This is a genomic window from Streptomyces sp. NPDC028331 (assembly GCF_055565775.1).
Genome location: NZ_JBVHTR010000006.1, coordinates 386,383 through 407,848, shown reverse-complemented (window position 1 = coordinate 407,848; position 21,466 = coordinate 386,383). Strand labels below are relative to the sequence as shown.

At 70.9% G+C, this 21,466-nt stretch carries 20 protein-coding genes and 1 tRNA gene; 9 read left to right on the top strand and 12 right to left on the bottom strand.

Annotated elements, in window-relative coordinates:
- Nucleotides 1-54: 54 nt before the first annotated feature.
- The gene (locus ACZ4SW_RS11835; RefSeq protein WP_468241217.1) at nt 55-936 is read right to left on the bottom strand and encodes an SDR family oxidoreductase; all 882 of its coding nucleotides are present in this window, start codon (nt 934-936) and stop codon (nt 55-57) included.
- An 89-nt stretch (nt 937-1,025) separates the two neighbouring features.
- On the opposite strand from ACZ4SW_RS11835, the gene ACZ4SW_RS11830 reads away from it, so the two are divergent.
- Both ACZ4SW_RS11830 and ACZ4SW_RS11825 read left to right on the top strand, forming a co-directional pair.
- A complete protein-coding gene (locus tag ACZ4SW_RS11830) occupies nt 1,026-1,604 on the top strand; it encodes a TetR/AcrR family transcriptional regulator (protein ID WP_468241214.1) in 579 nt (192 codons plus the stop codon).
- A 95-nt stretch (nt 1,605-1,699) separates the two neighbouring features.
- On the top strand, nt 1,700-2,446 hold the full coding sequence (locus tag ACZ4SW_RS11825; protein ID WP_468241212.1) for a cobalt-precorrin-6A reductase: 747 nt from the start codon (nt 1,700-1,702) through the stop codon (nt 2,444-2,446).
- A gap of 60 nt (nt 2,447-2,506) precedes the next feature.
- Here ACZ4SW_RS11825 and cobF read toward each other — a convergent pair whose 3' ends face one another.
- Entirely contained in the window at nt 2,507-3,277 is a 771-nt protein-coding gene (gene cobF, locus ACZ4SW_RS11820; RefSeq protein ID WP_468241210.1) for a precorrin-6A synthase (deacetylating), read from the bottom strand.
- A gap of 82 nt (nt 3,278-3,359) precedes the next feature.
- A complete protein-coding gene (locus ACZ4SW_RS11815) occupies nt 3,360-3,884 on the bottom strand; it encodes a DUF309 domain-containing protein (protein WP_468241208.1) in 525 nt (174 codons plus the stop codon).
- A gap of 99 nt (nt 3,885-3,983) precedes the next feature.
- Between ACZ4SW_RS11815 and ACZ4SW_RS11810 the strand changes: the two genes are divergently transcribed.
- The 7 genes from ACZ4SW_RS11810 (at nt 3,984) to ACZ4SW_RS11780 (ending at nt 12,158) form a co-directional block, all read left to right on the top strand.
- Nucleotides 3,984-4,057 (top strand) — tRNA-Pro (locus ACZ4SW_RS11810).
- Between the two features lie 388 nt (nt 4,058-4,445).
- A complete protein-coding gene (locus tag ACZ4SW_RS11805) occupies nt 4,446-5,171 on the top strand; it encodes an alpha/beta fold hydrolase (RefSeq protein WP_468241206.1) in 726 nt (241 codons plus the stop codon).
- Between the two features lie 272 nt (nt 5,172-5,443).
- Nucleotides 5,444-8,191, top strand: a complete 2,748-nt coding sequence (locus tag ACZ4SW_RS11800; protein WP_468241203.1) for a helix-turn-helix transcriptional regulator — start codon at nt 5,444-5,446, stop codon at nt 8,189-8,191.
- Nucleotides 8,192-8,319: 128 nt separating this feature from the next.
- Complete coding sequence (locus ACZ4SW_RS11795; RefSeq protein ID WP_468241201.1) at nt 8,320-9,048, top strand: alpha/beta fold hydrolase; 729 nt, start codon at nt 8,320-8,322, stop codon at nt 9,046-9,048.
- A 44-nt stretch (nt 9,049-9,092) separates the two neighbouring features.
- A complete protein-coding gene (locus ACZ4SW_RS11790) occupies nt 9,093-10,442 on the top strand; it encodes a sugar ABC transporter substrate-binding protein (RefSeq protein ID WP_468241199.1) in 1,350 nt (449 codons plus the stop codon).
- Nucleotides 10,414-11,346 (top strand): carbohydrate ABC transporter permease, encoded by a 933-nt coding sequence (locus tag ACZ4SW_RS11785; RefSeq protein WP_468241196.1) that lies wholly within the window; start codon nt 10,414-10,416, stop codon nt 11,344-11,346. Before ACZ4SW_RS11790 ends, ACZ4SW_RS11785 begins: the two co-directional genes overlap by 29 nt.
- Nucleotides 11,343-12,158 carry a carbohydrate ABC transporter permease gene (locus ACZ4SW_RS11780; protein WP_468241194.1) on the top strand — a complete coding sequence of 272 codons (816 nt, stop codon included), beginning with the start codon at nt 11,343-11,345 and terminating at the stop codon, nt 12,156-12,158. Before ACZ4SW_RS11785 ends, ACZ4SW_RS11780 begins: the two co-directional genes overlap by 4 nt.
- A 172-nt stretch (nt 12,159-12,330) precedes the next feature.
- Here ACZ4SW_RS11780 and ACZ4SW_RS11775 read toward each other — a convergent pair whose 3' ends face one another.
- The 9 genes from ACZ4SW_RS11775 to ACZ4SW_RS11735 form a co-directional block, all read right to left on the bottom strand.
- Entirely contained in the window at nt 12,331-12,531 is a 201-nt protein-coding gene (locus ACZ4SW_RS11775) for a hypothetical protein (RefSeq protein ID WP_468241191.1), read from the bottom strand.
- A 155-nt stretch (nt 12,532-12,686) separates the two neighbouring features.
- Nucleotides 12,687-13,487 (bottom strand): 2OG-Fe(II) oxygenase, encoded by an 801-nt coding sequence (locus ACZ4SW_RS11770; protein ID WP_468241189.1) that lies wholly within the window; start codon nt 13,485-13,487, stop codon nt 12,687-12,689.
- Nucleotides 13,484-14,125: a methylated-DNA--[protein]-cysteine S-methyltransferase gene (locus tag ACZ4SW_RS11765; protein WP_468241187.1), complete on the bottom strand. Its 642-nt coding sequence runs from the start codon at nt 14,123-14,125 to the stop codon at nt 13,484-13,486. Before ACZ4SW_RS11765 ends, ACZ4SW_RS11770 begins: the two co-directional genes overlap by 4 nt.
- A gap of 35 nt (nt 14,126-14,160) precedes the next feature.
- Nucleotides 14,161-14,967, bottom strand: coding sequence for an Ada metal-binding domain-containing protein (locus ACZ4SW_RS11760; RefSeq protein ID WP_468241185.1), 807 nt, complete (start codon nt 14,965-14,967; stop codon nt 14,161-14,163).
- Complete coding sequence (locus ACZ4SW_RS11755; protein ID WP_468241183.1) at nt 14,964-15,557, bottom strand: RNA polymerase sigma factor; 594 nt, start codon at nt 15,555-15,557, stop codon at nt 14,964-14,966. Before ACZ4SW_RS11755 ends, ACZ4SW_RS11760 begins: the two co-directional genes overlap by 4 nt.
- Nucleotides 15,558-15,696: 139 nt before the next feature.
- Nucleotides 15,697-16,473 carry an AfsR/SARP family transcriptional regulator gene (locus ACZ4SW_RS11750; protein WP_468241180.1) on the bottom strand — a complete coding sequence of 259 codons (777 nt, stop codon included), beginning with the start codon at nt 16,471-16,473 and terminating at the stop codon, nt 15,697-15,699.
- Nucleotides 16,474-16,730: 257 nt separating this feature from the next.
- On the bottom strand, nt 16,731-17,954 hold the full coding sequence (metK, locus tag ACZ4SW_RS11745) for a methionine adenosyltransferase (RefSeq protein WP_468241178.1): 1,224 nt from the start codon (nt 17,952-17,954) through the stop codon (nt 16,731-16,733).
- Nucleotides 17,942-19,447 (bottom strand): nitrosuccinate lyase, encoded by a 1,506-nt coding sequence (locus tag ACZ4SW_RS11740; protein ID WP_468241176.1) that lies wholly within the window; start codon nt 19,445-19,447, stop codon nt 17,942-17,944. The genes metK and ACZ4SW_RS11740 overlap by 13 nt, the downstream gene beginning before the upstream one ends.
- On the bottom strand, nt 19,444-21,429 hold the full coding sequence (locus tag ACZ4SW_RS11735; protein ID WP_468241173.1) for an FAD/NAD(P)-binding protein: 1,986 nt from the start codon (nt 21,427-21,429) through the stop codon (nt 19,444-19,446). Before ACZ4SW_RS11735 ends, ACZ4SW_RS11740 begins: the two co-directional genes overlap by 4 nt.
- Nucleotides 21,430-21,466: the final 37 nt, after the last annotated feature.

Sequence of the window (21,466 nt, the reverse complement as noted above, 5' to 3'; positions counted from 1 at the left end):
CAGGACCTCCCGGATGTCGCCACCGGTGAGCGGCGTTCCTCGGCGGTGGCTGCGTCAGGGCTCGATGTTCTCCAGGTCCTCCAGGAGGCCCGGGTGCGTCGGCCGCCACCCGAGGGCATCGCGGGTGTGGGCGCTGGACGCCGGCTGGTCCATGGCGAAGATCGGGCCGAACGGGCCGAAGTTCTCTTGTGGAACCTCCTTGACCGGCAGGTCCAGTCGCCGGCCGATGACCGTCGCGATGTCGCGCACCGCGTCGCCCTCGTCGTCGACGGCGTGCCAGGACGTCCCTGCCGGTGCCGACTCCAGGACCAGACGGAACAGGACCGCTGCGTCGAGCGCGTGCACGGCCGGCCAGCGCTGGGTGCCGTCGCCCGGGTAGCCGGCCACCCCGGTGCGGCGCGCCGCGTCGACCAACAGGCCGGCGAACCCGCCCTGTCCCTCGTTGTGGACCGTGCGCGGCATGCGGACAGCCATGCTGCGCAGACCGCGCGAGGCGAGATCCAGCAGCGCGGTGACCGAACGGCCCCGACCGCCCACCGGTCCGTCGGTCGGCAGCGGATCGGCCTCGGTGGAGGCGCGACCGGCCACCCAGGGCGTACCCGAGACCGTGACGATCGGGCGGTCGCTTCCGATGAGTTCCTGTCCCAGCGCGGTGAGCGCGGCGCTCTCCTCGGCGATGGCCCGCGCGAGCGCGTCCGGACTGCTGTAGTCGCGTCCGAACGCCAGACTGATCACGCCGTCGCACCGGGCGGCGCCGGACCGCAGGACGTCGAGGTCCGCCAGTTCTCCTCGCAGCACCTGGGCGCCGGCGTTCTCAAGGGCCTGCGCGGAGCCGTCCGAGCGGGCAAGTCCGAGAACCGTGTGGCCGTTGCCGAGCAGCTCGGCGACGACGGCGGAGCCGATGGTGCCGGTACCGCCGGTGACGAAGACATGCATGGGCACTCCCTCGAAAGTGATGGGACAATTGTCCCGTCACTGACCTTACACAGTGATGGGACTGTTGTCCCATCACTTATTCTTGTCCCATGGCTAGATGGCAACCGGGGGCGACCCAGCGACTCGTCGTTGCGGCCGTCGAACTGTTCACCGAACAGGGGTACGACGCCACGACGGTGACGCAGATCGCCGAGCGCGCCGGCGTCACCAAGAGCACCTTCTTCCGGCACTTCTCCGACAAGCGAGAGCTGCTGGTCGCCGGCCAGGAGACGCTCAGCAGGCTGCTCGCCGAGGGCATCACCGAGGCGCCTGCGGACGCCAGCCCGCTCCAGGCGGTGGCAGCCGGTCTCGAGCGCGCATCGAGCGCCATGGGGCCGGCGAACCGCGAACTCGGCCCACGCCTCAAGGCAGCCGTGGCGGCCAGCACCGAACTCCAGGAGCGCGACGCCCTCAAGAGCGTCGGTCTCGCGGCCGCCATGACAGCCGCGCTCATCGCCCGCGGTGTCCCCGACCCGACTGCGCATCTCGCGGGGGAGCTCGGAGTCCTCGCGTTCAAGCGGGGCTACGCCCAGTGGTCCGAAAGCGACCACGACGACACGAAGGGGCTCGCGCCTTATGCGCTGGCGGCCCTGGAGGACCTGCGCGCGGCAACTGCCTCACTGGGCTGATCGAGGCCACCTCGCAGTTCACCGATCGCGCCGATCGGGCCCTGCCGGGGATCCTCCGCGCGGAGGCATCGGGGGCAGTCCGTACCCTCGTCGTCATGTCCCCGCACGTCCTGGTCCTCGGCGGCACCGCCGAGGCACGCGAACTCGCCGCGGCGCTGGCGTCCCGCCCCGGAGTCCGCGTGACCACGTCCCTGGCCGGGCGGGTGTCCCGGCCGGGGACCGTCGAGGGCGAGGTGCGCGTCGGGGGTTTCGGCGGCGCGGAGGGGCTTGCCGCCTGGCTGCGCGAGCACCGCGTGGCCGCCGTGGTCGACGCCACGCACCCGTTCGCCGCCGGCATCACGGCCAACGCGGCACACGCCGCCGCGGCCACCGGCGTGCCCGCCGTGGTGCTGCGCAGACCCGGCTGGAGCGCCCGCCCCGGCGACCGCTGGCACGAGACGGCCTCGCTCACCGAGGCGGCGGACCGCCTGCCGCGGCTCGGCCGGCGCGTCTTCCTCACCACCGGCCGAGGGGGCCTCGCCGCGTTCGCGCACCTGACCGGCCTCCACTTCCTCCTGCGGTCGGTGGACCCGCCCGAGCCGCCCATGCCACCGGACATCGACGTGCTGCTGGCGCGCGGACCGTTCACGGTGGAGGACGAGACGGCGCTGCTGCGCGAGCACCGCATCGACGTGCTCGTGACCAAGGACAGCGGGGGAGAGGCCACCGCCGCGAAACTCACGGCCGCCCGGGAACTCGGCCTGCCGGTCGTCGTCGTACGCCGTCCGCCGCTGCCGCGGGGCGTGACGGCGGTGCCCGACGTGGCCGGCGTGCTGGCCGAGCTGGGGCTCGGGGCGCCCTGACGGGGACGCGGGCACGGCCGGCCGCCGGGTCTCCGCGCGGCACGCGGGCCACCGGCTCCGCTACTCCCGGGGACGCCGGCGCAGCAGATACGTGTCCATGATCCAGCCCTTGCGCTCCCGCGCCTGGGCGCGCAGCCGCTCGATCCGCTCGGCCGTCTCCGCAAGGGGCCCGGAGACGAGTATCTCGTCCGGTGTGCCGATGTACGCGCCCCAGTAGATGTCGATGTCCTGGTCCGCGTACTTCCGGAACGCCTGGTGCGCGTCCAGCATCACCACCACGTCGTCGACCCCCTCCGGGAAGCCCTCCGCGAGGCGGCGGCCCGTGGTGATCTGCACCGGCCCGGCCACCCGGTTGAGCCCCGTGCGGTGCTTCGCGACCAGCGCCGAGACACTGCTGATGCCCGGAACGACCTCGTACGAGAACGTCACGGCGCCCCGCTCGAGTACCTCCTGAAGGATCCCGAGCGTGCTGTCGTACAGCGCCGGGTCGCCCCACACCAGGAACGCGCCGCTCTCGTCCTCGCCCAGTTCCTCGGCGATGAGCCGCTCGTAGATCCCGGCGCGCGCCGAGCGCCAGTCGCCGACCGCGGGCGAGTAGTCGGCGCCGCCCGCGGCCCGGTCGCGCTCCGGATCGCGCGCCGCGACCAGGCGGTAGGACCCCTGGGGCAGGTGTGCGTCGAGGATGTCACGGCGCAACCGCACCAGGTCGGACTTCACCTCGCCCTTGTCGAGGAGGAAGAACACGTCCGTGCTCTTCAGCGCCTTCACGGCCTGCAGGGTCAGCTGGTCGGGGTCGCCCGCCCCGATGCCGATGACATGAATCTTTCGCACGCCCCGAGTCTGCCGTACGCCACCGACAGTCCCCGCGGCCCGCCCCCTGTCGCCGCGCCCCACGCGGCCCGGGCGCCCACGCCTACGGCCGTGCTCCGCACAGCCGCGGCGCCCAGGTCCGCGCGTCGACGCTCGCCGAGTCCCGCTCCACCACCGCCGCCAACTCCCGGGCCCAGCCGACCAGCCCGGCCAGCTCGAGCCCGTACGGCCGGTCCCGTCCCGCCCCGGACGCCCACGCCTCCACGGCCCCGGCGCCGCGCCGCAGCAGCCGGGCGCCGCCGGTCACATTGCCCCGGGCCGCGTGTGTGAGGCCGACGGCGAGCTGCGCGAGCCCGCGCCACAGGGCACGCTCCTCCTCGGGCCCCGACTTCCAGGCGTCCTCGAAGACTTCGTGCGCGTGGAAGGGCTTCCCGGCGTCCAGCAGCGCCTGGGCCTCGGCCACGGTCTCCTCCGGGGTGCGCACGACGCCCTCCGGTTGCCGTGCCACGCCTTCCGCCCCGTACGGCAGGGGCCGTCCCAGACCGTCCCGCGGCCGCGCGTTCCGGGCCCGCCCCTCCGTGTCCCGGTCGCGTCCCCGGCCCGCCCGAACTCCCGATGCGTCGCTCATACCCCGATTGTCCCGCGCCACCGGCCCCCTTCGGGGCAGGGTCCGTCGTGGGGTAAAGTTCTGTCTACGCGATCACGCGGGACACCGCGCGAGACGCACCGGGACGTGGCGCAGCTTGGTAGCGCACTTGACTGGGGGTCAAGGGGTCGCAGGTTCAAATCCTGTCGTCCCGACGGTGAAGTCGGAAGTTTTCGCAGGTCCGGGGCTCTCTTCGGAGGGCCCCTGACGCGTGAGTGGGAGAAATCGGGAGCCCGCTGCCGCTCCCCGTCCTCTCATCGCTCCCAGCCGCCGCCGACGGCGTCCATTGACGTGGACCGACCACCGCCCGATCCGGTCGAGGTGGCCGTGCTCCCGGTGCGGGTGCCCCGTTGCTCCCGGCTTCCCCTGGCCGAAGGGTCGGCCTGCTCCCAGTTCTTCAGGGAAGTGCCAGGAAACCCTCGCAGGCGCGGACGGACCACAGGCGGTGCACCGACAGACAAGGCACCTTCACCGGCCGCCCCTAGCGTGCTGTTCCAGCGGGCCCCGCAGCCGATCACCAGGACATCAACAGGGAGTTGTGCCTTGTCCCGTTCCGACAGCCCGACCGTCGTGCTGGTCCACGGTGCCTTCGCCGACGCGTCCAGCTTCGCCCGCGTCATCCCCGAACTCATCGCCCGCGGCCTGGACGTGGTGGCCCCGGCGGTGCCCAACCGCAGTCTGCTCGGCGACTCCGCCTACATCGCCTCGATCGTCCGTGGGATACCGGGACCAGTCGTCCTGGTCGGACACTCCTACGGCGGTGCCGTCATCACCGTCGCCGGTGCGGAGGACAACGTCACAGCCTTGGTCTACCTGGCCGGCTACGCCCTGGAGGAGGGCGAGAGCCTGGGCGAGCTGCAGGGCGGCTTCCCGGACTCCGAACTGGCCGCCGCGCTCGTCTACACACCGTTCCCGATCGAGGGCTCCAACGCTTCCGGCACCGATGTGTCGGTCGTGATCGACAAGTTCCCGTCCATCTTCGCCGCCGACGTCGACCCCCACTTCGCGGCCGTCCTCGCCGTCTCCCAGCGTCCGCTGGCCGCGCAGGCCTTCGCCGAGAAGGCGCCGAAGGCGGCGTGGAAGACCAAGCCCTCCTGGGGTCTGGTCGCCACAGCCGACCGCACCATCAACCCCGAGGTGGAGCGTTACGGCTACCAGCGGGCCGGCATGACCACCGTCGACGTCGACTCCTCGCACCTGGTGATGCTCGCCCACCCCGAGCGCGTCGTCGAGTTGATCGAGGAGGCCGTCCGGGCCACCACCCGCTGAGCCGATTCCGGAACCGACGGCGCACGGACCGCCCGCTCCGACTCGCCCTCCTTTGCTGGACCACCGAACGTCGGGAGGGCGCGGCAGCGAAGCCGAGCCCAGCGAGCCTGTAACGCCGGGTACCGCGCCGTGCCCAGGGTGGCGGACGCGCGCGTCGGCCTGCGCGGCGACGAGACCTTCCCGCACCGGCGGGCGGCGCCGATGGGCGGGCACACTGGTCGGCGTGGGCCGGGTCGGGCTCCGGCGGCGAGTGCGGACAGGAAGGGACATACATGTCGGGGTCGAACGGCTCACTGTCCCGTAGCGGCCTGCGAGGCCGTGAGGCCGAGCTCGAAGAGCTTCAGGCGCTGATCGCCTCGGTGGCCCGCACCGGAAGCGGCGCCTTGGCCGTGCTCCAGGGGGAACCCGGCATCGGCAAGACCACGCTGCTCACCGAGGCCGTCTCCCGGGCCAGGGCAGCGGGCTTCTCGGTCGGCCTCGGCAAGGCCGATGAGCTGCATCACATCGTGCCGCTGTCGTCGTTGGCGGCCAGCCTCCTGCACGGCGATCAGCCCCTGCTGTCCGGCGTCGCCTTCGCTGATCTCGCGCGGAACGAGGATCAGCGGATCTGGCTGGTGGAGCGCCTCGCGGAGGCGATCGAAGCCAGAGCCGGCAGCGCGCCCGTGCTGATCGCCCTGGACGACGTGCAGTGGGCCGACCCGCTGAGCCGGTTCGCCCTGAAGCAGCTTCCGGCACGCCTGCGCACCTCGCCGGTCCTGTGGATGCTGGCCGGGCGACGGGATCCCACGGGACCGACGGAGGAGATCGTCGCAGCCGCGGCCGGCACACTCCCGACGGTCGCCGTGTCCTTGGGGCCGCTGTCCGGCGCGGCCATCGGCCAACTGGCCGACGACACGCTGGGGGCAGCCGTCGACGAGCGGGTACGGGACCTGCTCGACGGAGCCGGCGGGAACCCGTTTCTCGCGGTCGAGATGCTCGCGGGACTGGGTACCGCCGAGGCCTCGGGTGATCCGGTGCCCTCCACACTTGTGGTGGGTGTGCGCGGCAGACTCAGGTCCCTGCACCCCGGCACCCTGCGCTTCCTGCAGATGGGAGCCGTACTGGGGCGCAGGTTCGGCTTCCATGACGCAGCCGCGCTGTACGGCCAGCCGCCCGCCACACTGATCCCTGCGCTCGAGGAGGCGATCCGCGCCGGACTCCTGGACGACGACGGCGACGTTCTGGTCTTCCGGCATGATCTGCTGCGTCAGGCCGTCTACGTCGACATCCCGCCGTCAGCCCGGAAGGCCCTGCACCGAGAGGCCGCCGGCCACCTCGTCTCCGCGGGACGCCGGCCGATCGACGCGGTGCCGCACATCCTCAAGGGCGCCCTTCCCGGAGACGAGGAGTGCGTGGCGCTGCTGCGGCGAGCCGCGGAGGACGTGCTGCCGGTCACGCCCGGCCTCGCGGCCGACCTCATCACGCGCGCCCTGGAACTGGCGCCAGCCGCGGGGCCGCTGAGGTTCGAGGCCGGTGAGCAGGCGATCCTCTTCCTGACCCGGGCCGGTAGGAGCCGACAGGCGTTGTCCATCGGCGACCGGCTGCTGGCCTGCCGACCGTCGTCGGAGGTGTTCAGCCGCTTGCAGGCCGCCCTCGGCGGGACGCTGTGGAACCTGGATCTCGCCGAGGAACTGCGTCGCCGGACCGAATCCGCCCTCGGAATCGGGGGTGCGTCCCCGGAGATCGCGGCGAGGCTGGCCGCCCTGCGGGCGCTGGCTCTGTCCCGGGGGCGTGATCTTGTCGCGGCGCGAGAGGCCGGTGAGACCGCGCTGCGGGCCGCCACCGCGACCGGTGACCGGGAGGCGCATGTCCTGGCCCTGTCCGGGCTCGGCGAGATCGCACAGAACGCGGGTGACAACGGGGTCGCGCTGGAGCGCTTTTCCGCGCTCAGCGCCATCGATTCGGCTTTCCTTCCCGAAGAGATCGTCGCGCACTTGCACGTGGACGACTTCGCGTCCGGTGAACGACTCCTCCTGCGGGCAGCGGACGACACCGGGTCGATGCGTCAGGCGATGATGCTGTGGGCGCAGGGCCAGTACGACCTGGGGCTCGGCCGGCTCGATGACGCCGACGCCGACTTCGCGACCATGGAGCGCCTGGAAGACGACGTACAAACACCCGTCCAGCAGGTGAACGGTCGCGTGATCCGCTCCCGGATCGCCCTGCTGCGCGGCGACCGGGAAGCGGCCCGGGAGCACCTGGTCGCGGCGCGGGAAAGACTGGTGGTCAAACCGAACCCGGGCAACACGGCCGCAGTGCGCTTCCTGGAAGCCGTCCACGCAGAGGCCGACGGGGACATCAGGCTCGCCGTCGACAAGATCCGGCAGGTGCAGCGGGAAGGCCTCTTCATGCGCTGGCGGCTGTTGCGCGACTGGGTCGACTGCGGGATACGCATGGCCCTGCGCGGCGCGGACCACGAACTCGCCGAGGACCTGGCCACCCAGGCCGAAGCCCATGCCGAACGCAACCCCGCCGTACCCACCGCCACGGGCATCGCGGCGCAGGCTCTCGGGCTCGTGAAGAACGACCTCGCCATGCTCGAACACTCCGTGGAGCTGCTCAAGGCAAGCCCTCGCCCGCTGGTCCGGGCCGCCGCCCACGCCGATCTAGGACAGGCACTCCTGGCAGCAGGCCGGAGACCTCAGGCAGCGGCCGCCCTGACGTACGCCCAGGACACCTTCGCCGAGTCGGGCGCCCACGCCGCAGCGGCACGCCTACAGCGAGATCTGGACGGTGCAGGGGCCGGCAGCCGCACGGCAGCGACCACGCAGCGCCCCGTCCAGGGATGGGGGGCCCTCACGGCCTCCGAGAAGAAGGTCGCGCGCCTGATCGCCGAGGGCCACACCAACCGGTCGGCCGCCGACCTGCTCTTCGTCTCCCCGCACACGGTCAACACTCACCTGACCTCCGCCTTCCGCAAGCTGTCGGTCAACTCCCGCGTTCAGCTCGCCAACCTGGTCATGACCTTGCCCGACAACTGAGCGGACCTGCGGATGATTGGTACGTTCACGCGATGCCCGCCGTACCTGGACCCACTTGGATGGGAAACCCGACTCCATCGGAGGGCACCGCCATGCCACCTGTCCCCCCACCACCAACCATCGTTCTTGTGCACGGGGCGTTCACCGACGCCTCATCCTGGGCGGGGGTCGTCAGCCTCCTTCACGCCGCCGGACTGACCGCGCGCGCCCCGGCGAACCCGCTGCGCGGCCTGGCCCAGGACGCCGCCTACATCAGGAGCGTGCTGCGCGACATCGATGTCCCCGTCGTGCTGGTCGGCCACGACTACGGCGGCGCGGTCATCACACACGCCGCCACCGACGCCGACAACGTCGTGGCCCTGTGCTACGTCGCAGCGTTCGGCCTCGACGCCGGCGAGTGCGTCCTCGACATAACGAACCGCTTCGCCCCCGCGCCGGTAGCCGACGCGACCCTCACCGCCACCCTCCCCGCCCAGATTCCCGGCGCACCGGACAGCGAGCTCTACATCCGCAAGGAGCGATTCCCGCAGGTGTACGCCGCCGACCTCCCGTCCAACGTCAAGCAGGTACTGTCCGTGGCGCAACGCCCGATCGCCCGCAGCGCGTTGACCAGTAGATCGGGCCCGCCGGCGTGGGCCTCCAAGCCGTCCTGGTACGCCATCGCCACCGCCGACCGGATGATCAACCCCACCGCTCAGCGCTTCATGGCCCAACGCATGGCCGCCACCGAATACCTGCTGGACGGCTCGCACGCGGTTGTGCTGTCGCAGCCCGGCGCCGTGGCGGCGATGATCCGGGAAGCCGCCGGACAGGGCAACGGCGGCGGCTACGGAGATGAGCTGCGACACGCCTTCTGAACATGTGAAGCCATATAACATGCCTTCGAACCGAAGGTGCCGGTATGACTATCTTGATGGCGCCGCCGGAGTCCGCTCACCACCACAGGGACACCGACCCCAACTCCCAGCCACAGAAGTCACTCGGTAAAGGCACCAGCATGATCTCACCGGCCAGACCGCCGGCGCGGCGGCTTGCCGTCCTCCTGACCGGAACCATCGCCCTTGTGCTGGCCGCCACCGGGTGCGGTGGCGGACCAGGCGCCGGGTCCGCTGAGGGCAAGGTCACCTCCATCACCGCGCTCGACTACTACACGGACGAACCAGAGCACACGCAATGGGGCGAGATACTCACCGCCTGCGGCAAGACCGCCGGTGTGAGGGTCGAGCAGACGAGCGTTCCGGGGGCGTCACTCATCCCCAAGGTTTTGCAGCAGTCGTCGTCGCGGACCCTTCCCGACCTGTTGATGCTGGACAACCCCGACCTCCAGCAGATCGCGCGGACCGGCGCGCTGACCCCACTGGACCAGTACGGCGTCGACTCCGGCGGCTACGCCAAGGGCATCCTGTCGGCGGGCACCTACAACGGGAAGGTGTACGGACTGGCCCCCTACGTCAGCACGATCGCCCTCTTCTACAACAAGGACATGCTGGCCAAGGCCGGTGTCGCCGTACCGAGGACCTGGGACGAGCTGAAGGCGGCGGCGGCCAAGCTGACCCGTCCCGGGCGCTACGGCATGGCGGTCGACGCGAACGCGACCTTCGAGGGCACCTGGCAGTTCCTGCCCTTCCTGTGGTCCAACGGCGGGGACGAGAAGCAGTTGGACACCCGGCAGGCCGCACAGGCACTCCAGCTCTGGGTCGACCTGGTGCGGAGCGGGTCCATGTCGAAGTCGGTGCTGAACTGGACACAGGCCGACGTCCACGATCAGTTCGTCGCCGGCAGAACGGCCATGATGATCAACGGCCCCTGGCGGATCCCCGCCCTGGAGAAGGACAGGAACCTGCACTGGGGAGTGGCCCCCATCCCCGTCCCCCGGATGGGACAGCCCCCGGTCACACCACTCGGCGGTGAGGTGTGGACGGTCCCGCAGAGTCCCTCCAAGGCCCGTCAGCAGAAGGCCGCCCAGGTCCTCGCCTGCCTGAACGACTCCTCCAGCATGCTCACCCTGGCCAAGCAACACTTCACCGTGCCCTCCCGCACCACGGTGGCCTCCCGGTACGCCGAGCAGGTCCCGTCGATGGCTGCCTTCGTCAAGAGCGTGGAAGCGGCCCGGGCCCGTACCAGCGAGCTCGGCGTCAAGTGGCCGGGGGCGGCGACCGGGATATACACCGCGATTCAGTCCGCGCTGACGGGCAGGCAGACACCGGAGGAAGCCCTCAGGCATGCACAGCAGATCGCGACCAGCAACTGACCGGGCACGTTCGTGGGAGCGGGCGGCCCAGTGGATGTTCCTCGTGCCCGCGGGGGCGTATCTGGTGCTGTTCTTCGGCTACCCGATCGTCAAGAACACCGTGATGAGCTTCCAGCAGTACACGACCACGACGTTCTACACGGGCGCCGCACCGTTCGTCGGGCTGCAGAACTACGCGAAGATCCTGTCGTCGGACCTGTTCTCGGGGGCCCTGCTGACCACGGTCCTGTTCACCGCCGGCTCGATCATCGGGCAGTTCGCACTCGGCCTGGCCTTCGCCCTGTTCTTCCAGCGCCGCTTCCCACTCGGCGGCGTTCTGCGCTCGCTCCTGCTGCTGCCGTGGCTGCTGCCGCTGGTCGTCTCCGGAACCACATGGAGGTGGATGCTCGACCCCGACACGGGAGTAGTCAACGCTGCACTGCGCCACCTCGCTCTCTCGTCGTCCGGGATCCCCTGGCTCACCGGCACCTCACAGGCGCTGGTGTCGGTGATCCTCATCAACATCTGGGTCGGAATCCCCTTCAACACCGCGATCCTCTACGGCGGCCTGCAGGACATCCCCACGCACCTGTACGAGGCGGCGAAGCTGGACGGCGCCGGCCCGCTGACGTCCTTCCGCCATGTCACCTGGCCACTGCTGCGGCCCCTGGTGAGCGTCGTGCTGGTGCTGGGCGTGGTCTACACCCTCAAAGTGCTGGACATCATCCTCGTGGTCACAGGCGGAGGACCGGCCAACGCCACGGAGACCCTCGCCACCCAGTCCTACGAACTGTCCTTCCAGCAGTTCGAGTTCGGACGCGGTGCCGCGATGAGCAACGTACTCATCGTCATCTCGCTCGTCTTCGCCCTCGTCTACCTGCGCGCCAACCGTCGCGCCCGGAACCTCGACGAGGTGATCCCGTGAAGCGCGCACCGGGCCGTGGCCGGCCGTCCACCATCGTCGGGATCGCCCTGCTCGCGCTGATGCTGTTTCCCGTCTACTGGATGGTGAACGCCTCCCTCCAGCCGGCGGGCAACACACTGCAGGGAGGCTGGTTCCCCTCCCACCCTGACCGGGGTGGATACGTCACGGCACTGCGCGATCAGGGACGCAACCTCGTCACCAGCCTCATCGTCGCCGTCGGCAGCGTCGCCCTCAGCCTCGGGCTCGCCGCGCCCGCGGCCTACGCACTGGCCCAGTTCCGCCTCCGCGGCACCGACCTCGTGCTCTTCGGCATCCTGACCACGCAGATGGTGCCGGGCATCGTCGTGGCCAACGCGCTCTACAGCGCCTACAACGACCTGGGACTCCTGAACTCCTGCCTCGGACTGGTCCTCGCCGACTCCACCGCCGGAGTCCCCTTCGCGATCATCATTCTGCGTTCGTTCATGCGGAACATTCCCAGGGAGATCATCGAAGCCGCGCGCGTGGACGGCGCCGGCAGGCTGCGCGTCTTCCGCTCCGTGGTGCTCCCGGTGAGCAGAAACGCGTTGATCACTGCAGCCGTCTTCACCTTCCTGTTCACGTGGAGCGACTTCCTCTTCGCCCTCACGCTGACCACCACGCAGACCGTTCGGCCGATCACCCTGGGCATCTACCAGTACATCGGTGCCCATACGAACCAGTGGAACGCCGTCATGGCCACCACGGTCATGGCGTCCGTCCCCGCCGCCGTACTGCTCGTCGTCGCTCAGCGCTACGTCACCGCCGGTGCCACCAGCGGAGCCATCAAGTGAGGGGTATCCCAGTCCGGCACCCCTGATCCAGCGGGTTCACGCGACGTGCCGGCCCGGGCCGGCTGGGAGGCGACTCTCCGATCTGCGCTTCGACTGAGGATGTCCCATCCCGTCCTCGTCGGGCCATGGCGGGCGGACATGACCGCCACCGTGCCGGCGATGACGGCCCGAGTCATGGCGTGATGTGATCATGGCGCGAAGCGGCTGTCCGATCCGCGTTTTCGGCGGCCGAAAGCGTATTCATTCGCCCCGTTCGGTCCAGCGCGGCCAAAAACTTTTCCGATCCGGTGACGACTGCCGGGCGCAGGGGCAATTCGAGAACACGGCTGATTCCATGCACTCGGCTGGATTCCATGCGCGCGGCTGATTCCATGCGCGCGGACGATTCCATGCGCTCGGCTTTCAACGGTGCGGCGGGGCGCCCTCGGACACGCCCCGATTCCCTCCGGTCCCAGAATTCACTCCAGCCTTCCCCGGAATGCGTGCGATGCGGACACCGCCGGCATCCGGCGCGGGCGAGGAATTCGGCTACGGTGCATTGTGGAAGATCACGCCGAGCACATGACGTCGTCCGCTGTGCACGGCGCTCACCCCGTGGCGGAGAGCCACACGGCTCCAGCCGCGGGCCGAGGGCACCGGGCGGTGACGCACCGCGAAGATCAGACCCTGGCCGAGCAGCGGCCGTTTGACGAGCGGGCGGGACTGCGCACGCGGCCGCTGCTCCACGAACACGCTTTCGCCGCCGGTGAAGTCCTCGTCAGGGCGGTCCAGCATGATCGCCACTTGCAGCGGGAACGTCAGCTCGCCGTAGACGTCCTGGTGCAGGCAGTTGTAGCCACCCCGCTCGTACCGGAGCAGCAGCGGGGTCGGCTGGTGCTGTCCCGCGGCCGCGCAGGCGGCCACCAGTCCGGCGTGGTCCGGCGGGAAACTCCGCTCGCCCAGCCGTTCGGCCCACGCGTTGGCGATCCGTGCGAGCGGCGGGTAGAGCTGCTCCCTCAGAGACTGGACGACATCGGGCAGGGGATCGGCGAAGTAGCGGTAGCGGCCCTCGCCGAAGCGGTGTGCCGACATGTTCACCGTGGAGCGGAACAGCGTCGGCACGTCGAACAGGTCGCGGAGGTCCGCGCACTGCCGGGGCGTGAGCAACGGCGGGGTGAGCGCCACCCCTTCCGTGTCGAGCTCCGCGGCCAGCGCCGGCCAGTCCAAGGCCCGCAGGGCGGGCAGGGCGGGGCCGGCGGCCGGGGCAGCGGCGCTCGACGGGTGGGGCGCGGGATGCGTCCCACCCGCCTCGACGAGACCGGGCAGGTGGGGAGCCTCGAACGTGCTCACGTGCTCTTCTTTCGCAGGGGGGAGGGATCGGTGGGCGCCGGCCCCGGGGCAATGCGACCGGCACCCACCGGTCGGAGGGAGGGTGCGCCGTCCGGGACGGCCGCCGCCTCGAGGTCGAGCAGGAGGTGTTTGGCCGCCAGACCGCCCGCGTATCCGGTCAGGGCACCGCTGGCGCCGACGATCCGGTGGCAGGGCAGCACCACGCACAGCGGATTGGCGCCCAGGGCCGCTCCCACCGCCCGGGCGGCACGGGGCCGGTCCAGGGCCGATGCGAGCTGCGCGTAGGTCGCGGTGGTGCCGTACGGAACGAACGCGTCCAGCGCCTGGACGGCCTGGCGGCTGAAGGGGGTGGCCAGGCGCAGGTCCACCGGGACGGTGAAGTTCCGGCGCTTCCCGTCCAGGTAGGCGTCGATCTCGGCCCGTGCCTGGTCCAGGACCCTGGTCTGGGACGGCGAAGCGTCCCCGGCTTCGATCTGACGGATCCCGGCCCGGTCCATGCGCTGCCGTGCCGCTGCGGGCGCGTCGTAGGCGCACAGCAGGAGCGCCTCGTCCGTGGCGGCCAGGACCAGTTGTCCGAGCGTCGTGGCGTGCACCGTCACGGCGGCGGTGATGTCGGCGGGGCGTCGTTGCGTCCGCATCGGAAGACTCCCAGAGAGACAGTGTTCGTATCCCGTCAGGCGGTGACGGGCCGGCAGCTCTTGCACGCGCGGTAACCCGCGCGCCGAGCGTCACGGGCCGTCCGGAACGGCACCCGGTGGGCCGGCGTGATGCGGCGGGCGTGGGCGCAGGTCGGATGGCAGTAGATATGGGTGGTGTCGCTGCCGAGGAACACCACGCCGCTCTCGGAGAGCTCGGCCACGTCGTACATGTCGACGCCTTCGGCGACGCGCAGCGCGTCTCCGGCGCCCGGAGGGTGGCCCGCATCGCACGGCGTGCCGTCCTCGTACGTCACCCGGTGGCAGGGGACGAGTACCGCCACCGGGTTCTTCACGAGGGCGGGCACGATCGCCTCCGGGGGCACCGCCGACTCCCGCGCGATCCAGCCGACCGGGCGCAACTGCCCGGCGGGGATGGTCCGTACCGTCTCCAGCACGGCCCGCTCGACGGCGGTCAGCCCGGACAGGTCGAGCGGCAGCCGCCGGGCCCGGCCGGTGCGCAGGGCCGTCGTCAGGCCCGGGAACGGCTTGGCCGACCGTATGGCCGAGCGGCCGGTGCGGGCACGGTGCAGCTCCTCGAAAGCGGTCGCGGTCATGGTGGCCGAAGCCAGGGCCGCACCGGTCACCGCCTGGGGTCCGGCGGCCACGAAAAGGTCGCCTGCGGGCGTTTCGAGGCGGACGTATGTGTCGTAGCGTTCCTGCGGGATGCCGACGCGTCGCAGGACGCGCAGGGCGAAGTCGTCGGGGGGCTGTGCGACAAGCCCCGGCAGGCCGTCCGTCACTCCGTCCGGCGGGGGCACTGCCACCGGGCCACTCCGGCTCACATCGTCACCTCCTTCAGTGGGGATGTCTCCTGGGCGAGCAGTCGGCGCAGGCTTCCCAGACCGCGGGAGACCTGTGCCTTGACCGTCCCGACCGCGCAACCCTGTACCTCCGCCACCTCCGCGTAGCTCATGCCCACCACATGGTGGAGCACTACCGGTACGCGGTGCTTCTCCGGCAGCTCGGACAGCGCCGCCACCAGGCGGCTGCGGTCGTCGGCCGTGGCGGCGTGCTCCTCCGGCCCCGGCTCGTGGGCGGGCAAGGTGTCCGCGGAGTCCTCCACCCGCACGCGCGCAGGAGCGGGCCGGCGGGTGGAGGTACGCACGTGGTTGCGCCAGACGTTCGCCGCGATGGTCATCAGCCAAGCACGCGGCCTCAGCTCCAGACGCCGCTGCGCACTGTAGCCCTGCAGCGCCGAGTACGCGCGCAGGAACGTGTCCTGCCCCAGGTCGTCGGCTTCCGCGGCGGAGCCGGTGACCCGGTGCAGGAAGGCGTGCACGGCTCCCGCGTGGATCCGGACCAGTTCGGTGAATCCACCGTCGAGGTCCGTGGCGAGGAGATCCGTCAGCTGCTGCTCGGCCATCTCATCCATCACTGAGAGAAACACCGTCTCCGGTCAGAGGGTTGCACGCCTGCGAGCACGGGCCCCGTCGGCGAGGGACCGCGCGGTACGTCAGCGGGCCTGTGGTTCGTCTGCGGGCCCTGTGGTGTGTCAGCGGGCCTGCGGTGCGTCAGACGCGCGCCGGCGGCCCGTCGAGCAGCGGACTGCGGTCCAGCATCGCCTGGTGCAGGCGTTGCATGCGCGGTGCCGGCTCGATACCGAGGGCGTCGCCGAGGGTGCGGTGCAGACGACGGAAGACCCTGGTCGCTTCGGTCGGCGCGCCGGACCGGTACAGGGCCAGCATGAGCTGGGCGTGGATGTTCTCGTTGGTCGGATGCATCGTGGCCAGGGCGGTGAGTTCGTCGAGCAGCTCGCGGTGCCGGCCCAGGGCCATGTCGGCCTCGATGCGCTGCTGGAGCACCCCCTTGCGGGTCTCCTCCAGTTCCACGAGATGGGGATAGCTCATCGGGCCGGTCTGCACATCGGCCAGGACCGGGCCGCGCCACAACGCGAGGGCCTCGGACAACAGCTCGGAGGCGGTGGCCGCATCGCCGGCGTCCGCCGCCTCACGGCCGCGCTCGGTCAGGCGGAGGAACCGGTGACGGTCGAGGCTCTGCGGAGGCACGTCGAGCTGGTAGCCCTGGTTTCTCGTGACCAGCACGTCGCTCAGGTCGAGCCGGGGCGTGCGCAGGCTCTGACGGATGTGCAGGACGTAGGTCTGCAGGGTGGACAGGGCGCTCTTGGGGGGATGCGACCCCCACAGCTCGGCTATGCAGTCCTGAGCGCGCACCATGCGGTTGGAATTGAGGACGAGAAACGCGAGCAGTTGTCTTGCTTTCGGTGCGCTCGGAATGAAGTTTTCCCCTTCGACGGAAAATATCAAAGAGCCGAGGATTCCGACGTCCACTGAGTCCCTCCCCCGTTCCTGCTGCTTCCGGGCCGGCGCAGACGAGAGGCGAAATCTATGTGAACGTTGAACTCGTGGCCGTCCCTGCCAGGTTCATTTCTGTCGAATCTAGCGAATCGACGCTAAGGTTCTCCTGTAGCTTTGTCAACTGGCCTGAAATCGCGCGTCACCGGGGCAGGAATTCGGCCATTCCGGCGGAGGGTTCCGCCGGAATCCGACCTTCTTGATGCGGGCTGGGGACGAGCAGCGGCAACGGTCTACAGGCCCACTGCCTTGCGCAGGGCCTCGACCCGGTCGGTGCGCTCCCAGGTGAAGTCGGGCAGTTCGCGGCCGAAGTGGCCGTAGGCCGCCGTCTGGGCGTAGATGGGGCGCAGCAGGTCCAGGTCGCGGATGATCGCGGCCGGGCGGAGGTCGAAGACCTCGGTGATCGCGTTCTCGATCTTCTCGGCGTCGACCTTGGCCGTGCCGAAGGTCTCCACGAACAGACCCACCGGCTCCGCCTTGCCGATCGCGTACGCCACCTGCACCTCGCAGCGGGAGGCCAGACCCGCGGCGACCACGTTCTTGGCGACCCACCGCATCGCGTACGCCGCCGAACGGTCCACCTTGGAGGGGTCCTTGCCGGAGAACGCACCACCACCGTGCCGGGCCATACCGCCGTAGGTGTCGATGATGATCTTCCGGCCGGTCAGGCCCGCATCACCCATCGGACCACCGATCTCGAACCGGCCGGTGGGGTTGACCAGCAGCCGGTAACCGTCGGTCTCCAGCTTGATCCCGTCATCCAGCAGCGCCTTCAGCTCCGGCTCGACCACGAACTCACGGATGTCCGGCGTCAGCAGCGAGTCCAGATCGATGTCACTGGCATGCTGCGAGGAGACGACCACCGTGTCCAGACGCACCGCCTTGTCACCGTCGTACTCGATGGTGACCTGGGTCTTTCCGTCCGGACGCAGATAGGGGATCGTGCCGTTCTTACGGACGTCGGACAGACGCTTGGACAGACGGTGCGCCAGGAAGACGGGCAGCGGCATCAGCGTCGGCGTCTCGTCCGACGCGTAGCCGAACATCAGGCCCTGGTCACCGGCACCCTGCCGGTCCAGCTCGTCCACTTCTCCACCTGCGGCGGCACCCTCGACCCTGGACTCGTACGCCGCATCCACACCCTGCGCGATGTCCGGGGACTGCGCGCCGATCGACACCGACACACCACAGGACGCGCCGTCGAAGCCCTTCTTCGACGAGTCGTAGCCGATCTCGAGGATCTTGTTGCGGACCAGCGTCGCGATGTCCGCGTACGCCTTGGTCGTGACCTCACCGGCCACGTGCACCAGGCCGGTCGTGATCAGCGTCTCCACGGCGACCCGGGACGTCGGGTCCTCACGCAGAAGCGCGTCGAGAATGGTGTCGCTGATCTGGTCAGCGATCTTGTCGGGGTGACCCTCGGTCACGGACTCCGAGGTGAACATCATCGACGCCATGTCGTCTCCTGGGAGGGTTCGTCGGATGGGGCTGGGGAGGGCCGGGCGGACGCCGGCCCCGGGTGTGCCAGTGCCCGGTCCACCAGAGGACCGGCCGCGCCCGTGTACGAGGCCGCGTCGAGCAGCCCGGCCAGGGTCTTCTCATCGAAGTGGGGCGCGACGGCGGGCATCGCCGCGAGGATCCCGGACAGCGGACGCCCGGTGCGTTCCGCCTCCGCGGAAGCCTCGGTGAGCACCCGTTTGGCATCGGCCTTGCCGATCAGCGGTGCCAGCACGACCGCCACCCGCTCGGACACCATCAGGCTCTCCGTCGTCCGCACATTGGCGCGCATGCGGTCGGGCCTGACCTCCAGCCCTTCGGCCAGTTCGACGGCGGTGTGGCAGGCGCCGCCCGCCAGGCGCAGGCATTCACGCAGCAGCAGCCATTCCGCGTGCCACACCCCGGCCGAGCGCTCGTCCTCGGTGACCAGGCACTGGGTCAACGCCGCGGCCAGGGCGGGGACTTGAAGGGACGCGCTGCGGACCAGGGTGGCGAGGACCGGGTTGCGCTTGTGCGGCATGGCCGAGGAGCCGCCCCGGCCCGCCACCACCGGCTCGCTCACCTCCCCGACCTCCGTTCTGCCCAGCGACTGGACATCGACGGCGATCTTGCCGAGCGCCCCGGTGACGAAGGCGAGCCCGGCGGCGACATCGGCCACGGGGGTGCGCAGTGCGTGCCAGGGCAGTACGGGAGGGGCTAGACCCGTCTCGGCCGCGAACGCGGTCGTCAACCGGTCGAGGTACGCGCCCGGGCGCGGTCGGCCCCCGTCCCCGTCCCCTTTCTCGTTCCCGTTCCCGTCCCCGTTCAGCGTCGCGTACTCCAGGTACCCGGACAGCGTGCCCGCGGCACCGCCGAGTGAGAAGGGAAGCCCCCCGGCGAGCACCCGCTCGATGCGCTCGGCCGCGTCCAGCACCAACTGCCGCCAGCCGGCGGCCTTCAGACCGAAGGTGGTGGGCACGGCGTGCAGGGTCAGGGTCCGCCCGGCCATCAGGGTGTCGCGGTGCCGCGCGGCCAGGCGGCCCAGTGCGTCCGCCGTGCGCCGCAGATCGTCCCGGACCAGCCCGAGGACCCTGGAGCACAGCAGCATGGCGCCGGTGTCGAGGACGTCCTGACTCGTCGAACCACGGTGCACGTATTCGGCGGCCTCCGGATCGTCCTGTGCCACGACCCGGGTGAATGCCTGCACGAGCCCGACGACGGGATTGGCGGTCTCCCGGGCGGCGAGCGCAAGCGCCCGCACGTCGAGCCGGTCGGCCCGCGCCGCCTTGGTGATCGCGTCGGCCGCCGTCCAGGGCACGGTGCCCACCCGGGCCTGGGCCCGCGCGAGTGCCGCCTCGGCGTCCAGCATCGCCTGCAGCCATGCACGGTCCGACACGGCCTCCTCGACCGGGGTGCCGGCTCGCACCGGCGACAGCAGACCCGCGTCCGGGCCCCCGTCGAACGTCGTCGTCATGCCGTCGCCTCCGTCAGGTCGCCGTCGGGCCGGCACCTCGGGGCCGGCCGCCGCCGTGTCGCCACGGCGGCGGTGGGGCGGAGCGCGAGCACCGCGCGGGCGATGGCGTCGGAGTCGCCCAAAGTCACCGAGTTGACCCCGGGCCGGATACCGGCCGCGGTCACCCAGTGCACGGCTTCGGTGGGAACCCCGTAGGCGAACCGGCGCGGATGGGGCCGCCCCTCGGCGTCGACCAGGTGGTACGGCTTCCCGGTCACCGTCAGACCGCCGGTCTCGACCCTCGTGCCGCAGGCACCGGACATGCTGTACGGCGTGCACTGACCCGTGGCGAGGAGCCCGGCCAGCAAGGGGTCGGCGGTGCGCCGAAGGTCCGGCTCGGGCAGGCGGGCGTCGATCAGGACCGAGGTCCTGACCGGCGGACCCCCCACCCTGCTCGACTCGGCGACGAACGCCGGCTCTCCCGGGTCGACCCGCACCCGCAGCTCGGGGCCCACGAGGTGGAGGACGCCCGCCCGGATGAGGGCGATGGTCTCCTCGATCCGGGACACCGGTGGACCGATCGACAAGTAGGCGTTCAGCGGTGTGTACCAGCCCTGGAGGTCGTCCCGGTACGAGTTGCCGTCCAGGCCGCCGTGGTCCACCGCCAGCCGGATCTCGTTGCGCAGGTCGCGCAGCACGTCGAGCGCCGCCTTGAGCGGGCCGCTGACGTTCCCGGCCCGGGCCTCCCGGACGTCCCTGGCCAAGTGGTCCAGCAGCCAGTCCCGGAACGCCGCCCGGTCGGTGAACTCCCGGTTCCCGTACGGACGGGCGATGCGTTCCCAGTCCCAGCGGTCCTCGGCGCGGATGCCGTACCGGTCGAGCAGCGCGGCCTCGGCGTCCTCGGACGGTGCCGCGCAGTACCGCTCGGTGAACGCCTCGCGCTCGGCCGCCCGACCGTGCGCGGCCAGCAGCGCGCCGTAATAGACGCTCTCCACCTCCTTGGCGATCAGCGGCCACAAGTCGGTGCTGAAGTAGACGCGTTGACCGTCGACCGCACGTTCACGCAGGCGCGCGGCGACCTCGGCGGTGAGCAGCCTGGGCTCGTACCGGCCGTGGGCGCCCTTCTCGTTGTTGCCGCGCGCGTGGTACGGGACGCCCCGCCGTGACCCCGCGTACAGCCGGGGCTCCCGGCCCGAGGGGCGGTACACCACCTGGTCTCCACGCCGCTCGAACTCTCCTCCGCGGCCGACGGTGAGCAGCGTCGTGTGGTCGAAGAAGTTCAGCCCCAACCCGCGCAGCAGCACGGCCTGTCCAGGCTCGATCTGCGACAGGTCGACGTCCGCCGGATTGGCGGGCGGCACATGGAGCAGGCCGCATGCCTCCGCCTGGCGGGCCAGCGTCAGCTCCTGGTCCGTCGGCCGGGCCGGCACATGCCCCTGGGCGAGCACGACGGCGTCCAGGCCGTGCAGCCGGGTGCCGTCCGTCAGGGTCAGGCACTGTGCTCCGCCCGGCACGTCCTCGTGGAGCGCCGTCGCCGCGGACCGGTGGACCCGTACCGTGACGTGCCGCGGTGCAGCGGCCGTCACCTGCAAAAAGACGTCCTCCAGATAGCTCCCGTAGAACGCCCTGGTCGGATAGTCGTCCGGGCCGAGCCGACGGGCCTGTGCCAGGACGCCGCCGGGGACCTGGCCGCCGTATCCGCCGGACAGGGCCAGCGACCGCGCCCACTCGTACAGGCTGGGACCGGGCTCGATCGGCCCGTCCATCTCCACGCTCTCGTCGGTGAACACCGTGACCTGGCTGGAGACGGTGTTCATCAGCAGCAGCCCGGACTGGTCCGTGCGCCAGACGCGGCCGGCCCCGGGGCGATGGGGATCCACCACATGAACCGTCACCGACCGGTGGAAGGCGGACTTGCGTTCGTTGGCGCAGATCCGCTCCAGCACCGACAGGCCGCGTGGTCCGGCTCCGACGATGCACACTTCGAGGTCCCCGCTGGTCATACGTCTGCTCCTGGGGTGTGGACGGGCGGGGGTGCGG

What these genes read in the sequence shown, in the direction of transcription:
- ACZ4SW_RS11800 (WP_468241203.1), top strand. Translation starts at nt 5,444, where the DNA reads ATGTCGGGGTCGAACGGCTCACTGTCCCGTAGCGGCCTGCGAGGCCGT.
- ACZ4SW_RS11785 (WP_468241196.1), top strand. Translation starts at nt 10,414, where the DNA reads ATGCACAGCAGATCGCGACCAGCAACTGACCGGGCACGTTCGTGGGAG.
- ACZ4SW_RS11755 (WP_468241183.1), bottom strand. Translation starts at nt 15,557, where the DNA reads ATGGATGAGATGGCCGAGCAGCAGCTGACGGATCTCCTCGCCACGGAC.
- ACZ4SW_RS11835 (WP_468241217.1), bottom strand. Translation starts at nt 936, where the DNA reads ATGCATGTCTTCGTCACCGGCGGTACCGGCACCATCGGCTCCGCCGTC.
- ACZ4SW_RS11815 (WP_468241208.1), bottom strand. Translation starts at nt 3,884, where the DNA reads ATGAGCGACGCATCGGGAGTTCGGGCGGGCCGGGGACGCGACCGGGAC.
- ACZ4SW_RS11825 (WP_468241212.1), top strand. Translation starts at nt 1,700, where the DNA reads ATGTCCCCGCACGTCCTGGTCCTCGGCGGCACCGCCGAGGCACGCGAA.
- ACZ4SW_RS11735 (WP_468241173.1), bottom strand. Translation starts at nt 21,429, where the DNA reads ATGACCAGCGGGGACCTCGAAGTGTGCATCGTCGGAGCCGGACCACGC.
- ACZ4SW_RS11740 (WP_468241176.1), bottom strand. Translation starts at nt 19,447, where the DNA reads ATGACGACGACGTTCGACGGGGGCCCGGACGCGGGTCTGCTGTCGCCG.
- ACZ4SW_RS11790 (WP_468241199.1), top strand. Translation starts at nt 9,093, where the DNA reads ATGACTATCTTGATGGCGCCGCCGGAGTCCGCTCACCACCACAGGGAC.
- ACZ4SW_RS11830 (WP_468241214.1), top strand. Translation starts at nt 1,026, where the DNA reads ATGGCTAGATGGCAACCGGGGGCGACCCAGCGACTCGTCGTTGCGGCC.
- ACZ4SW_RS11775 (WP_468241191.1), bottom strand. Translation starts at nt 12,531, where the DNA reads ATGGAATCAGCCGCGCGCATGGAATCCAGCCGAGTGCATGGAATCAGC.
- ACZ4SW_RS11765 (WP_468241187.1), bottom strand. Translation starts at nt 14,125, where the DNA reads ATGCGGACGCAACGACGCCCCGCCGACATCACCGCCGCCGTGACGGTG.
- metK (WP_468241178.1), bottom strand. Translation starts at nt 17,954, where the DNA reads ATGGCGTCGATGATGTTCACCTCGGAGTCCGTGACCGAGGGTCACCCC.